General features: G+C 61.1%; 13 protein-coding genes. All 13 read right to left on the minus strand.

The features are described from left to right. Nucleotides 1-38 precede the first annotated feature (38 nt). A complete protein-coding gene (locus AC3IP0_RS12830; protein ID WP_489319524.1) occupies nucleotides 39-794 on the minus strand; it encodes an ABC transporter ATP-binding protein in 756 nt (251 codons plus the stop codon). Then, on the minus strand, nucleotides 788-1,849 hold the full coding sequence (locus AC3IP0_RS12835) for a FecCD family ABC transporter permease (protein ID WP_489319525.1): 1,062 nt from the start codon (nucleotides 1,847-1,849) through the stop codon (nucleotides 788-790). The genes AC3IP0_RS12830 and AC3IP0_RS12835 overlap by 7 nt, the downstream gene beginning before the upstream one ends. After that, nucleotides 1,846-3,027: an ABC transporter substrate-binding protein gene (locus AC3IP0_RS12840; protein WP_489319526.1), complete on the minus strand. Its 1,182-nt coding sequence runs from the start codon at nucleotides 3,025-3,027 to the stop codon at nucleotides 1,846-1,848. Before AC3IP0_RS12840 ends, AC3IP0_RS12835 begins: the two co-directional genes overlap by 4 nt. Before the next feature lie 65 nt (nucleotides 3,028-3,092). After that, complete coding sequence (locus AC3IP0_RS12845) at nucleotides 3,093-5,525, minus strand: TonB-dependent siderophore receptor (protein ID WP_489327566.1); 2,433 nt, start codon at nucleotides 5,523-5,525, stop codon at nucleotides 3,093-3,095. A gap of 99 nt (nucleotides 5,526-5,624) precedes the next feature. Further along, entirely contained in the window at nucleotides 5,625-6,602 is a 978-nt protein-coding gene (locus AC3IP0_RS12850) for a FecR domain-containing protein (protein WP_489319528.1), read from the minus strand. Next, the gene (locus AC3IP0_RS12855) at nucleotides 6,603-7,118 is read right to left on the minus strand and encodes a sigma-70 family RNA polymerase sigma factor (RefSeq protein ID WP_489319529.1); all 516 of its coding nucleotides are present in this window, start codon (nucleotides 7,116-7,118) and stop codon (nucleotides 6,603-6,605) included. Between the two features lie 78 nt (nucleotides 7,119-7,196). After that, the gene (locus tag AC3IP0_RS12860) at nucleotides 7,197-8,441 is read right to left on the minus strand and encodes an MFS transporter (protein ID WP_489319530.1); all 1,245 of its coding nucleotides are present in this window, start codon (nucleotides 8,439-8,441) and stop codon (nucleotides 7,197-7,199) included. Nucleotides 8,442-8,593: 152 nt separating this feature from the next. Continuing rightward, the gene (gene arnT, locus AC3IP0_RS12865; RefSeq protein ID WP_489327568.1) at nucleotides 8,594-10,315 is read right to left on the minus strand and encodes a lipid IV(A) 4-amino-4-deoxy-L-arabinosyltransferase; all 1,722 of its coding nucleotides are present in this window, start codon (nucleotides 10,313-10,315) and stop codon (nucleotides 8,594-8,596) included. A gap of 182 nt (nucleotides 10,316-10,497) precedes the next feature. Next, nucleotides 10,498-11,148, minus strand: coding sequence for a lipopolysaccharide core heptose(II)-phosphate phosphatase PmrG (gene pmrG / locus AC3IP0_RS12870; protein WP_489319532.1), 651 nt, complete (start codon nucleotides 11,146-11,148; stop codon nucleotides 10,498-10,500). A 282-nt stretch (nucleotides 11,149-11,430) separates the two neighbouring features. Then, on the minus strand, nucleotides 11,431-11,988 hold the full coding sequence (locus AC3IP0_RS12875) for a PqiC family protein (protein WP_489319533.1): 558 nt from the start codon (nucleotides 11,986-11,988) through the stop codon (nucleotides 11,431-11,433). Nucleotides 11,989-12,005: 17 nt separating this feature from the next. Continuing rightward, nucleotides 12,006-13,682 carry a PqiB family protein gene (locus AC3IP0_RS12880; protein ID WP_489319534.1) on the minus strand — a complete coding sequence of 559 codons (1,677 nt, stop codon included), beginning with the start codon at nucleotides 13,680-13,682 and terminating at the stop codon, nucleotides 12,006-12,008. Next, nucleotides 13,663-14,319 (minus strand): paraquat-inducible protein A, encoded by a 657-nt coding sequence (locus AC3IP0_RS12885; RefSeq protein WP_489319535.1) that lies wholly within the window; start codon nucleotides 14,317-14,319, stop codon nucleotides 13,663-13,665. Before AC3IP0_RS12885 ends, AC3IP0_RS12880 begins: the two co-directional genes overlap by 20 nt. Beyond that, on the minus strand, nucleotides 14,316-14,912 hold the full coding sequence (locus AC3IP0_RS12890; RefSeq protein WP_489319536.1) for a paraquat-inducible protein A: 597 nt from the start codon (nucleotides 14,910-14,912) through the stop codon (nucleotides 14,316-14,318). The genes AC3IP0_RS12885 and AC3IP0_RS12890 overlap by 4 nt, the downstream gene beginning before the upstream one ends. Nucleotides 14,913-14,934: the final 22 nt, after the last annotated feature.

The following is a 14,934-nucleotide window of genomic DNA, read 5'->3' on the forward strand; positions in this document are numbered from 1 at the left end:
ATTAGCAGCACTGTGCCCAGTGTGGTTCGACTCGTCGATCAAACGATGCCGTCGATCAGAATATGGCGCTGGCCCCGGCTGCATGTTTCGATCCGGGCCTCGACCTTGTAGACGTCTCGCAGCATCTGCCCGGTGATCACTTCTTCGCTGGGACCGCTGCCTTTTGTCGTGCCCTCGGCGATCACCAATACCTGATCGGCAAAGCGCAGCGCCTGATTCAGGTCATGGATGGCGATGAACACGATCACCTCGCGCTTTCGCGCCAGCTCGCGCATGAAGTTCAGTACCTGCACCTGACGGTGCATGTCCAGGGCGCTGGTGGGTTCATCCATCAGCAGCACTTCAGGTTCGCGCACCAGGGTTTGCGCGATCGAGACCAGTTGCTGCTGGCCTCCGCTGAGTTCACCCAGGTTGCGAAATGATAGCTCAGTGATGGCTAGTGCGCCGAGGATCTGGTCCACCCGTTTCAACTCGTCGTCGTCGACGGTCCAGCCGGGAGTCAGTTGCTTGCGCGCCAGCAGTACCGATTCGTACACCGTCAGGCGGGCACTGGCATTCAGACCCTGGGGCATGTAGCTGATGCCCTGTGGGCCCTTTTTCGAATCTTGCAAATTCACCCGGCCAGGTCCGTCGATCAGCCCAGCCATGCGTTTGAACAGGGTGGACTTACCGGCGGCATTCGGCCCGACCACGGCGACCACCTGGCCGCCGATAAAGGTCGAGGTGGTGACACCGGAAATGATCTCGCGCTGACCGTAACGGGCACCGAGGTTCTCGAGTTGTATCTTCACCATGAGTTTTTCTTCCCGCCCAGAATCAGAGAAATGAAGAACGGCACGCCGATCAGCGAGGTGACCACCCCGATCGGAAAGATCGCACCCGGAATCAGGGTTTTACTGACCACCGAACTGGCGGACAGGATCAGCGCCCCGGTCAACAGCGATGCGGGCAGGAAGAAACGTTGGTCTTCGCCAATCAGCATCCGCGCGATGTGCGGGCCGACCAGCCCGATAAAACCGATGGTGCCGACAAACGCCACCGGAAACGACGCGAGCAGGCTGACCATGATCAGTGTCTGGAAGCGCAGGCTGCGCACGTTGATGCCGAAACTCGCGGCCTTGTCATCGCCCAGGCGCAGGGCGGTCAACGCCCAGGCCCGCCGGGCGAAGATCGGCAGGGTGATCAGGATCACCAGGCAAATGATGCCGAGTTTGGGCCAGGTGGCTTTGGTCAGGCTGCCCATGGTCCAGAACACCACGGCCGCCACGGCTTGTTCGGTGGCGAAAAACTGCACCAGCGCCAGCAGTGCGTTGAAGGTGAACACCAGCGCAATCCCCAGCAACACGATGGTTTCGGCCGTAACGCCGCGGCGCATGCTCAGGAAGTGGATCAGCAGCGCCGAGAGCATCGCCATGATGAACGCATTGACCGGGACCATGTATTGCGCCGCCAGGGGAAACAGCGCGACACCGAAGGCCAGGCCCATGGCCGCGCCAAAGCTGGCCGCGGCGGAAATGCCCAGGGTAAAAGGGCTGGCGAGGGGGTTGTTGAGGATGGTCTGCATCTGGGCACCGGCCAGGGACAACGCGGCGCCGACCGCCACCGCCATCAATGCCACCGGCAGGCGAATGTCCCACATCACCACGCGCACTTGTGCCGGCGCGCTGTCCGGCGAAAACAGCGCGCCGAGCACTTCACTCAGACTGTAACTCGCCGGTCCCAGCGCCAGGTCCAGCAGCACGCTGAACAGCAGCAAAACAGCCAGCGCCACGAGGATCAAGCGTTTGCGCAACACCAGATGCCGGTAGACATCGCGCTGTACCACAGGGGCTTCGCCGAGGGAGCTCATGGCGTGACCTCCGGGTTCTTCAGACTGACGAAATAGCCCGGCTCGTAGGGGACCGGCAGGAACCGCTCATGCAGTTCGCGGAACGAGGCATCAGGGTCGAGGTCGGCAAACAGCTGCGGATGAAACCACTTGGCCAGTTGCTGAATGGCCACGAATTGGTAAGGACTGTTGTAGAACTGATGCCAGATGGCGTGAAAGGCCTGATCGTCCTGCGCCTTGATCCCGGTGTAGGCCGGGCGCCGGGTGTACCACGCCAGTTTGCCGCGCGCCTGTTGCAGATCGGCACCAGGCCCGACCCCCACCCAGTGTCCTCCCGGCGCAAAGGCCTGCCAGTTGGCGCTGGTGATCACCACCTGGTCCGGGTTGGCCACCACTACCTGTTCGGCGTTCAACTGGCCAAAGGTCGTGGGGATGATGCCCTTGGCGATGTTGTTGCCGCCGGCCATTTCGACGAAACGGCCGAAATTTTCGTCGCCGAAACTCAGGCAGCAATCGTCGGTGTAACCGCCGATGCGCTCGATGAAGACGTTGGGTCGCGTTGGCCGACGGGCCTCGATGAGCGAGGTGACCCGGCGAATCTGCTGGTTGCGAAAATCGATGAACGCCTCGGCGCGATCTTCCTTGCCAAACAGCTGGCCGAACAGGCGCATGGTCGGCTCGGTGTTTTGCATGGGGTTATTGCGAAAGTCGACATAGACCACCGGGATGCCCAGCGCATCGAGTTTCTCGATGTAACGGGCGTCTTCGGTGGCGTGCTGCGCTTCGATGTTGAGGATGATCACATCGGGTTGCTGGGAAATGGCTTGCTCGATGTCGAACGTGCCGTCTTCAAAGCCACCGAAGGTCGGGATTTTCGCGATGTCCGGGAATTTGCGCAGGTAAGCGCTGTACGTATCCGGGTCGGACTGGATCAGATCCTTGCGCCAGCCGACGATACGCTGGATGGGGTTTTGCGTGTCCAGCGCGGCAACCAGGTACAACTGGCGACCTTCGCCGAGTATGACCCGCCTGACCGGCACGTGAACCTTGACCTTGCGACCCAGCAGGTCAGTCACGGTCACGGCGGCAGGGTCTTGATCGAGCGCATTGGCGGAACGCGGCGTCAGGGCAAGCGCCGCCATCATGAGAAGCCCGACAAGCAAAAACGCAGCGAGGCTGCGTCGATGTACAGATGCCATGGTTGAAACCTTTGCCAAAGGCCAGCCCGGACAACGGCTCAGGCCGCTGTCCGGGGCCGGGCGTTTCAGAAATCGACGGTGGCCGACATGAGCAGAGTGCGCGGCGCGCCTTGGGAGAACGCACCGTAAGAGGCCACGCCGGACCAGTACTCACGGTCGAACACGTTCTGCACGGTTGCCCGGAACGTGGTCGGGTGCTGGGCGATACGCGTGGTGTAGCGCGCGCCGGCATCGAAACGGGTCCACGCGTCAAGCTCCTGGGTATTGGCCTGGTTGACGTACTGGCTGCCGGTATAGATCGCGCCACTGGTGAGCGTCAGGCCTTCGACCCAGGGGGTGTCCCATTCCGCCCAGAGGTTGGCCTGGACGTCGGACACCCCCACCGGTTTGTTGCCCCGGTTGGCGGGCGTGCCGGAGTCGGTCAGCTCGGCGTCCAGCAGCGTGACGCCACCGAGCAGGCGAGTGCCCTGGGCGATTTCGCCAAACACATTCAACTCCACACCGCGGTTGCGTTGCTCGCCTTGCACCGAAAACACGCCGTTGGCCAGTTCGCCGCTCGGCTTCTTGATCTGGAACAGGCTGAGGGTCGAGGTGAAGGTGCCGTAGTCGACCTTGACCCCGACTTCCTGTTGCCGGGAGATGTAGGGCGCGAAGATCTCCCCCGAGTTCGACGCGGTGGCCGGCGCGATATCGCCTTTGCTCAGGCCCTCGATGTAGTTGTAGTAGAACGAAACATGGTCCCAGGGTTTGACCACCACCCCGAACAACGGAGTGGTTTCGCTTTCGTCGTAGGACGTGGTGACGAAACCGGCCGCGTTGTAGTTGTCGGACTTGATGCTCTGGTTACGCAGACCGAGGGTGACCTGCACGCGCTCGTCCAGGACCGAAAGGGTATCGGCCAGCGCCACGCCGGACAACTCGGTCTCTGAAACTTTCGGTGTGGCAGGCGTTGCGATGTTCGGCTTTGGACGATCGATCGGGTGGTAGATGTTGGACAGCACCGGTGGCCCGGAAATGATGCCGCGGGACAATTCATCGCGGTAACGGGTGGCTTGCAGGGTGGTGCTGTGGCTGATCGGGCCGGTGTCGAAGCGCAGCCGGGCGCCGGCGTCGACGGTGTAGCGCTGGACTTCGAACTTGTAGTAACCGGGAATCGAGGACGTGTCGCCGGCGCTGTTGAGGATGGTCGGGGTCTGGTCGGACATCCGCGACACATCGGATTTGCCGCCGCCGGCATGGGCGAACACGGTCAGTGCATCGTTCAGGTCGTACTCGCCGCTGAGCAGTGCCGACTTGTCGCGGGTTTCGGACCAGCCCCATTCCTGTGTCACGTTGGTGCGACCGTTGGCGGCGGAAGGAATGTCGACGCCCTTGGCAATCAGGAAGGGCCGCGAAGGGGCGTCGAATTCTTCTTTCTGGCTGATCAGGTCCAGGGAGGTGCGCAGGCGTTCACCCTGGTAATCCAGGGAAATGGCGCCGATATCGACGTCCCGGGACTGTTCGTCGATGGCAGTGTCGCCGGTTGCCGTGCTGCCGTTGATGCGCACGCCGAATTCGCGGCCTTCGCCGAAGCGCCGGCTGACATCGATATGCCCGCCCACCTGGGAGTTCATGGCGTAGCTGGCGGTGAAGCGGGTCAGGTCTTCGTCCAGCGAGCGTTTGGGCACCACGTTGATCACGCCGCCGATGCCGCTGTTGGGCGACATGCCGTAGAGCAGCGCGCCAGGGCCCTTGATCACTTCAATGCGCTCGGCGTACTCGGTAAACACCCGATAGTTAGGCGCGACACCGTACACGCCATCGAAGGCCAGTTCGCCGAGGTTGCCTTCACCCACCGGAAAGCCACGGATGAAGAACGAATCCACCACGCCACCGGTCTGGCCGGTGGAGCGCACGGAAGAGTCGCGCTCCAGTACGTCAGCCACGGTCACGGCTTGTTGATCTTTCATCAGGGTCGAGGTGTAGTTGCTGACGCTGAAAGGTGCGTCCATCACATCGGTGTTACCCAGCAGGCCGAGCCGGCCACCTCGGGCGACCTGACCGCCCGGGTACACCGCTGGCAAGCCGTCGGTGCGTCCATCGGTGCCGCTGACCGTGGTGGCACCCAGTGTCAGGGTGCCCGCGCTGTCAGCCGTGCGTCGCGCCAGGGTGTAGCTGCCGTCGCTGCGCGCAACGATTTGCAGATTGCTGCCAGCCAGCAGCTTGCTGATGGCTTCCTGGGTCGAATAGGTGCCGGACAGGCCCGGGCTGCTCAGGCCATCGGTCAGCGATGGCTGGAACGAAAGCGCAATACCGGCCTCCACGGCAAATTTCGACAGGGTCGTACCGAGTGGGCCAGGGGCAATGTTGTAGATGCGGGTGGCCGTGGCATCCAGTTGCGCCGGCTCGGCGGCTTGGGCGTACGGGCTGGCGGCACCGGTCAGGGCAAGGCTTAGCAGTGCGCTGCGGATCGCCAGTTTGAGTGAGCGATCCGAACGCAGAGGTCGTGCAACGAACATGGAGTGATGACCCTATCGACGAGATTGAGAAGTTCTTCCTTTCCTTGCCAGTCGAGATCAAAAAAAGTATCACCCGCGCAGCAATATTTTTTTGCAGGGTCAGGCGGGGTAGAGCGTCACCCAGTAACCGCTTAAATGACCGGTGGCGATGACCGGGTAGGTCTGCACCAGCATGTTCAGGGTGCGTTGGGTCTCACGGATGGGAAAGGCGCCGGAGATCCGCAGCTCGGCAATCGCCGGATGGCAGCGCACGATTCCGCTGCGATAACGCGCCAGTTCGACCACGAAATCCGCCAGCCGCAGGTTGTCGGCCATCAACATGCCTTGGGTCCAGGCGCTGACGGAGCGGTCGACGGGACTGAGTTGACCAAAGCTGCGCGACGAAAAGTCGGTACGTTCTCCGGCGTTGACGATCAAGGGCGCGGCACGACTGGCGTCGGACAACTGCACCTTGACCGCGCCCTCCAATACCGCGAGTTGGGTTCGGGTCGACAGTTCACGTACGGTGAAGCGGGTGCCCAGGGCCTGCATCAGCCCCTGCCGGGTGCTCACCAGGAATGGCCGCGCCTGGGGCAGGCTGTCGGCTGCGGTCTGCACCAGGATTTCGCCTTCGCGTAATCGGATAAGTCGCTGGTTGGCATCAAACAGCACATCGATGGCGGTGTCGGTGTTCAGGGTGATCTGCGACCCGTCGGCCAGGGTCAGCTGGCGTTGCTGGCCGACGGCGGTGCGGTAATCGGCGGTCCACTGTTGCGACTCCACCAGTTTCCAGCTGCCCCAACCCACGGGCAACGCTGCCAGGATCATCGCCAGTTTGCCCAGCGCCACCCGGCGTGCCGGACTGCTCGGGCGGTCCAGTGCCGACATCGCCAGCGACGGCGGCAGCCCGCCCAGCTTGGTTTGCAGCAATTGGGCGCGGGCCCAGGCGCGATGGCGTTCAGGCGTGCTGACCTGCCAGCATTCCCATTCGGCGCGTTCGGTTTCGTCGAGTTCGCCTTCGCCCAGGCGGATCAGCCATTCAGCGGCCTCTTCGAGGGCCTGTCGATCGAGCTGGATATCACTGCGCAAAGTCGACATTCATTCCACCAGCAGCAGGCACTGCACGAAGGCTTGCTTCATGTAGCGTTTGACGGTGATCAACGAAACACCGAGTTGCCCGGCGATATCGTCGTACTTCAGGCCGCTGATCTGCGACAGCAGGAATGCCCGTTTGACCAGCGGCGGCAAGGCATCGAGCATCGCGTCGATTTCATGCAGGGTTTCCAGCAGGATGAATCGCAGTTCGGGTGAGGGCACTTGCGGGGCGGGCAGCAACGCCAGTGCGTCGAGGTAGGCGCGCTCCAGTGCCTTGCGCTGATACCAATTGACGAGGATGCCCTTGGCCACGCAACTGAGGTAGGCCCGAGGTTGTTCAATGACCGAAACCCGCGAAGCCAGAATGCGGGTGAAGGTGTCCTGCGTCAGATCCGCCGCATCCATGGCGTTGCCCAGTTTTTTCCGTAACGTGGCGTACAGCCAGCCGTGATGGCCGCTGTACAGCGCCTCGATCACGGCCAGGTGGTTGTTGTGGGGTGCGGGGAGGGCGTCGCTCATGGATGACTTTTTTGTAATTGAGAAGTATTCCCAATGCTAATGGACAGTCTGCCTCTGACGCAAGCACGTCCTGTCCGGTCAGTCGCCCGTTGCGGATTCCCCCGATGGCGCGGGTGTGCCGCGTGTGCGCAGGGTGACAATGGGAATCAACGCCAGCAGATAGGCGGCGCAAACGAACAGGTAGGTGTACTGCAAGCCATACACCTGGCTGAGCAGCCCGCCGACCGAGATGCCGGCGATGGACGCCAGTTGTAGGGCGCTTTGCGCCACTCCCATTACATAACCTTGTTGAGCGTTGCCAACCGCTTTTGAAATCTGCGCCATCAGCACCGGGGTCGTCGCCCCCAGCAGCACACCCCAGATGAAATAGGCGCTGACGAACACAAGCGGTTGGCGGGTGATGGCGGCAACCGCGCTCAGGCCGGCGCAGCCGAGGATGATGTAGGTGAGGCGGTGCAGTGTCTGCTGGCGGTTTCTGTTTTCGAAATACCGCGACCATGGGCTTGCCGACAGGATGAAACCCAGCGCCAGCAAGCCGTAGCACAGGCCCACCAGCGAATGGCTGACCTGGAAAACCGAGCTGACATACAGGGCGAACGAGGTTTGCGGGAGCATTCGTGCCAACAACAGGATGCCCATGACGCCCAACAGAGGCAGCAGCGGTGAATGTCGCCAGAGACCGCCTGAGCGATTGGACTGCGCTGCTGCATCCGCCACCGGCACTTTCGGTGCAGGCGGCACATTCGGCAAGGTCATTGCGGCCACGACGGTGCACACCGCGCACAGCGCCGAGGCAATGAGATTGATCCAGAAAAACGTCGCGTAATCGAGGATCAGACCGCCGACCACCGCACCGAGCAAGGAACCGACATTGGTAGAAATCTGCAGGATGGCGAACAGTCGCGCCCGCCGCGCCGGTGCTTCGATGCTCACGCCATAGGCCTGGGCCGGGGCAATGTAGCCGGCGAACGCGCCCTGCAAAAAACGCAACAGCAGGATGACCCAGATATCGCTGCACAGGGCCAGGCCAAGCTGGGTCAGGGACAAACCGGCCAGGGCGCGGATCATCATCAGCTTGTGTCCATGGCGGTCGCCGATGCGACCCCAGAACGCGCTGGTGAGCATGATGCCCAGCATGGGACCGATGTACACGGCAATGCTGGCGAAGCTGAGCAGCGCTTCGGAGTCGGTCAGCCCACGCAGGTACAGGGGCCAGAACGGGCCGCTCATTTCCATCGCACCCATGGAGACAAGCTGGATCGTGAACAAGAGATAAATCAGGATTCTGACGCTCGATCCCTGGAACGTACCTGCAACGGGCATTGACGGCTCTCGGTGGTTAAACGCTATCGATGAATGGCGCGAAGAGTACCGGCGTTGCCGCTGTGCTGAACACCCCATCGGCGAAGATCGCTGGCACAAACGAAAAACCCTAGAGACCGGCCGGGCCACTCGGGTTTTTTTCGTCTCGGCGATCAGGGCTGGATTTGCGGGAAGATCAGGACCTGCATGTCGCCGCGCTGATAGCGCTTGCCGTCGGAGGGCAACGCCTCGACTTCCTGAACCTCCGCGACGCTGTTGACCCTCATCACCACCCCGACCGAGCCTTTCTTGCGCGCCTCGGTCATCCATTGCCCGATGTCATGCCGGGTCACCTTGCGCGAGGCCGCCGCGGGATCCTGGAGGCCGTATTTCATTTCACCGACCACGTTGTACAGCGCAACGTCCGGTCGCCTGGTCAGCCACGACAAGGCCGAGGCCGCTCCCAGGTCGTTGCTCAGCAGCGTGGTGGCCTGGTTCAGGCTGTCCAGGTGTTCGGAGATAAACCGGTCGGGCATCTTGCTGTCGACGATCCGGCCCGGCATGGCGGCGGGAAGCAGCGCCACCAGCAGCCAGATGCCGAGGGCCGGCATCGCCCATAACGTCAATGGACGCAGGATTTGCAGGGCGTTGGCGATGATCCAGCCCAGCAGCACGATGAATGCCAGGGACAGGCTGAACATCTCGGTGTTCTCGTAGATTTCCTTGCTCTGTTGCAGGTACAGCAAGGCAATCAGGGCCGCCGTGGCGATTGCAACGTTGAGCCATCCGTTGAAGCGAATTGTCCGTGATTTGGATTGATCCAAAAGACCGGTTAGCGCGTGACCCATCAGCAGCGCCAGCGGCAACAGGCACGGCATGATGTAGGTCGGCAACTTGCCACTGCTCATGCTGAAAATCGCCAATGGCAGCAACAACCAGAGTAGGAGAAAACCGCCGACCGGCTGGTGCTTGTTGTTCCAGGCCTGGATGAACGTCGTCGGCAACAACACAGCCCAGGGCAGGGCGCAAACCACCAGCATCGGCAGGTAGAACCACCACGGGCGGGCGTGTTGCGCATTGTCGGCGGCGAAGCGGCGTACGTGCTCATTCCAGAAGAAGAAATTCCAGAAATCCGGTTCCTGATGATGGATGGCCAGCGCCCAGGGCAGGCAGACGGCCGCAGCGACCACAACAGCCAGTGGCCCGTATCGCAACAACTCGCCGATGCGGCGCTGCCAGACCATGTAGGGCAGGGCGATCACCGCCGGCAGTAGCCAGGCCAGAAGGCCCTTGGTCATGAAGCCCATGCCGCAGGCAATGCCCAGGACTGCCCAGGCGCCCAGCCGGGCACGGTTGCTGCGGCTGTCGATGGCGATCCACAGGCAGACCAGGCTCAGGTTGACCCACAGGGTGAACTGCGGGTCGAGGTTGGCGTACCCGGCCTGACCGGCAATCAGCCCGAAGCTCATGTACAACAGTGCGCAGGCAAAGCTTTTGTGCGGATCGCTCCAGAACCGGCGGGCAATCAGGTAGGTAAGCCATACGCTCAGCCCGGTACTCAGTGCCGACGCGATACGCACCCCGAACAGATTGTCGCCAAACACCGCCTGTCCGATGGCGATCATCCAGTACCCGGCAATGGGTTTCTCGAAATAGCGCAGGCCCATGAAGCGCGGCGAGATCCAGTTCCCGCCCTGCAGCATTTCCTGGCTGACCTGGGCATAACGGGTTTCATCGGGAATCCACAGGCCGTGGCTCATCAGCGGCAGCAAGTAGAACGCGATGAACGCCAGGAACAGGGCCAACAGCATCCAGCGCTCGCTGGCAGGCGTCGTTGGGGCGTGCAGGGGGGAAGAATGGTCGGCAAATTTGGGCAATGGCTGAATTGTCGTCATGACTCGACCTTGGCACTCAGATGGCTGATTAAAGAGTGATGGGGAACTTGCTAGAGAGAAAATCGGAATGATATTGGACGGCGAGAAGTTCTTTTCATACTTCTCGCCTTTTGTTCAGGTGTTATTCAGTCAACTTTGAATTAACTTATTGCCAAAGTTCTCAAATCGTAATGGCCAAAGTTTCATTTTTGTAAAAGAGTGTTCCAGTCTTCGGCATTCACAATACCGAGTACTTGCAATTGTCCATTGCCATCGATGCGGACAAACAACGCGCTGCCGTACTCGGCGTCCTTCGCCGCCTGCTTGAGGCCGCTCTGCTTTTCAAAGTCAGCGATGCAACCGCTGTGGGTCACCAGCACCAGGTTGCGATGGGCCACCTTGTGTGCCACCACATCGTTACGCAGGGTCGTGCCGCAGGTCGCCAGCCATTCCTGGGTCCGTGGGTCGCTGTTAAACATGTAATGCGCGGTCTGCACCGTGCGCGTAACGGGGCTGGTCAGGATATCGGTCTGCGACAGACCCAGGCGCGCCAGGCCTTGGCCAACACCGGCCGCCGCTTCACTGCCGATACGGGTAATGCCGTCAGCCGGGCCCAGGCATGGGTTGCCGGACCGGTCGCACCGCTCGGTATGACGAACCAGCACCGCGATCTCGCCGGCACTCCAGTGTTGCAGCAATCGGGCCCGGGCTTGCGCGTCCTCCTGGGCCAGGCGGGTCGGTGATTTCGGCCAAAGGACAAAACCGCTGACCAGCACGGCGACGACCAGTGCACCAATGGCCACGACCGATCTGGGCAGGCGCGAAGACGGTTTACGCAAGACGGAGTTGACCAAGTTTGTCCACCATTGGCGTGCAAGGGAAGTGCTGTTAAACAAAACCTGAAACAGCACAAAGCAATTCCGCCGAGACCAGGTTCGGAGAATTAACTGCAGCCAAAATTACATCTTTGCTAGTGTCAGTTCAGTGAAAGGAATGTAAAAAAATTGCAGGGGGCATAACGGCGCTTCATTAGTCAGTTACTGGGAACTGTTATATTTTTCTGTTGCGCGGAATTACAGCAGGAGAAGGGACGGATTAACGGCAAACTTGTCGCCGTTAATCCGGGGGGAAGGGGGTCAGGGCGCGGGGCAACTCGCCTGTGGTCTGGCGGCCGCCTGGCTGATCAGCGCGGCCAGGCGTTTGACGTTGTTTTGCTGGGCAAGCACCAGGTCATCGACGCTCGCGCCCGAAGGCGTTTGCAAGGCGCTGCGGCAAATCACCCGTGCCGTGTCGCCGGTGCTGGCACTGCGCAGGCGCCATTCCACGTCCATCAAGGCGTACTGGCCGGGGACCGAATCAAAACGCTGCACATCGACCCGCACCGAATGTCGGCCTTGCACAGGACTGTTGCTCAGTTGGTCGGCCAGCGCACTACGCAATTCGTCCACGAGGGTGGCGCCCCACCATTGGGTTTCCAGGATCGCCAGGCCACTGTTGCCCTCGCGAATGACGATCTGCGCTCGATCGACCTGGGGCGGCACGCTGATCGTCTCGATCTGGATCACCCCGACAGTGGTCCTTGAGTGATCGCCCTCCTGGGCCGGGGTCAGGGTGTGGAATTGAATCGGGTCACTGCGGCAGGCGGCGAGCAGCAACATCGCGGTGACCAGGGTGAACTTCAGCGGTAAAGCCATGGGTGTTGCTCCTGTGTTCAGTTGCGCGGTGGCCCTTGCAGATCCATGGGTGCGGCATTGTTCGGACGGCCGCGAAGCAGCGATTCCGGATGCCGTCCCAGGTAATCCGAAAGATCACGCAAGGATCTCGACGTGCGTCCCAGTTCATCCAGGGTTTGCCCCAGTTTTTCCCGTTGCGGCGAATCCTCGGCCAGGGTCGAACTGGCCGATTGCAGGGTCGAATTGGCGGTTTCCAGCGTCTTGCTGACATCCGACAAGGTGGTTTGCACGCCGGGCAAGATCTTGCCGTTGAATTGCATCATGCCTTTGCGCAGTTCGATGAGATTGCCATCGAGATTGCCGGCGATACGCTCGATCGGCAGTTTGTTGATCTTGTCGACCATGGATTCGAGTTTTTCCTGCAATTGTTCGAGGCTTCCGGGAATGGTCGGAATCATGACCGGGCGTGCGCTTGCATCGAAGGCGACTTTGTCGGCCTTGGGGTAGAAGTCCAGGGCAATGTACAACTGGCCGGTCAGGAAGTTGCCGGTGCGGGCCTGGGCACGCAGGCCGTTTTCGATGAAGGTGCCGATCAGCCGCACGCCAGCGGCTTCGTCATTGGGATCATGCTTGAGCGCCTTGAGCATTTTGATGTGGGCCTGGCCCAGGCGCTGCGGGTAGATCACGATACCGACGTTGATTGGAAAGGAACGCTTTGTCTCGTCGTAATCCAGATTGACCGCCACCACCTTGCCGATTTCCACGCCAAGGAATTCCACCGGGGCATCGACCTTGAGCCCGCGCAGTGCCTGGTCGAAGCGCATGGCCAGGTACTGCGGCTTGCCGTTTGGCGGGGCGAGGGCGGTTTGTTGGTCTTCGAACAGTTCGTAGGCGTACTCAGCGGCAGCAGGTTTATCGCCAGGGCTGTAGTCGGGCGCGCGGAAGGCAATGCCGCCCACCAGCAAGGAAGACAACGACTCGGTCTTGACCGCAAAACCGTTGGCGCCGACGTTCACATCAATGCCGCTGGCGTTCCAGAAACGGGTGTTTTCGGTGACGTACTTGTCATGGGGGGCATGGATGAACAGTTCTATGTTCACGCCCTTGCCATCCGGGTCCAGCGCGTAGGCCACCACCTGGCCCACGGGGATCTTGCGGTAGTAGACGGGAGAGCCGATATCCAGCGACCCCAGGTCCTGGGTGAACAGGGTGAAACGCTTGCCCGGCTCGCCGTAGGTGATGGGTGGCGGGTTTTCCAGGCCCTTGAAGTTTTTTGCCCGGCCATTGGCCTGGCCGATATCGGCACCGATGTAATCGCCCGACAGCAACGTATCGATACCGGACACACCGCCCGCGCCAATGCGCGGCCGCACGACCCAGAACTGCGAATCTTCGCGGGTAAAGCTTTCGGCCTGCTTTTCCAGTTTGATGGTGGCGTTGACGCTCTTCTGGTCAGCGCTCAGCTCCACATCGGAGACATGACCAATCACGACATTGCGGTATTTGACCTCGGTCTTGTTCGCGGTCAGGCCGTCCCCGGTCTTGAACGTGACAACGATGGTCGGGCCTTGCTGCAAAATGCTGTGAACCACCAGCGAAATACCCACCAGCACCGCGACGATCGGGACGATCCAGACCAGCGAAACGCTGAAGCGGCGGGTCTTGATCGGCGCCTGCCCGGGGGCTTGCGGCCCGTCAGTGGCTTGTGACTTCATCCGTGACCTCCTCATTGTGTGGGGTTTCCCGTTCTTTATCCCAAATCAAGCGTGGATCGAAACTCATTGCCGACAACATGGTAAATACCACCACCAAACCAAAAAACAGAATGCCCGGGCGCGGTTCGATATCGGCCAGGGCCTGGAATTTAACCAGCGAGGCCACCAGGGCGACCACGATCACATCGAGCATCGACCAGTAACCGATGACCTCGACGAAGCGGTACAGCGTCGACCGTTCTTTGCGTGCCCATTCGCTGTCCCGTTGCACGGTGACCAGCAGCAGCGTGATGGCGACGAACTTGATGCCCGGCACTGCGATACTGGCAATGAAAATGATCAAGGCGATGTCCCAGGCCCCGGCCTCCCAGAACTCCAGCACGCCGCTCATGATCGTGCTGTCGGCGCCATTGCCGACCATTTCGGTGTTCATCACCGGTAGCAAATTGGCGGGGATGTAGAACACCAGGGCCGCGATCATGAAGGCCCAGGTGCGGGTCAACGAATTGGTTTTGCGCCGGTGCAGCGGCGCACCGCAACGCTCGCATTCGTGGGGCTCGCAAGTCATGTCGCAGGCCAGGCCGCAGGTGTGGCACAGGCACAGGTTGAGCTCATCGGCGTAAGGAGGCGTGCTCATACAAGGTCCCATAGTTCGCGGATGTCGCGTCCGGCGATGCGGATCATCATCAGGCTAAGCGCAGCCAGGGCAAACAACCCGATGCCGGGCAGCACGTCGAGCAGTCCGGCGAGTTTGATCACCGCGACCATGGCACCCAGCAGGCAGACTTCGAGCATGCTCCAGGGCCTCAGGGTTTCCAGCCAGCGCATGCAGAACCTGAATCCGGGCGAGCGTCGCCCGCTGAGGGCGAAGCCCAGCACCCAGATCAGCAGCAGCAATTGGAAAATCGGCGCGATGATCATGGCGATTGCCGCCACCATGGCGATGAAGGTGATAGGCCCCAGGCTCAGGGCCAGCACTGAGTCCCAGAGCGTCGCACTGTTCTTCACGCCTTTGAGGTTGATGCTCATCACCGGATAGAAATTGGCGAATATCCACAGCATCAACGCCGTGAAGGTCAACGCCAGACGCTGTTCCACTGTCAGGCCGTTATAGCGCTGAAGTACGCCGCCGCAGCGCGTACACAGGGTTTTTTGGTGTTTGGCGAGCGTTGCTTTTTGGTACACGCTGTCGCAGTGCTCGCAGATGATCAGCTGATCAGTAGTTGCCATGGGTCAAGCTCAACAGAAGGCA

The sequence above is a fragment of the Pseudomonas sp. GL_103 genome (assembly GCF_057835175.1).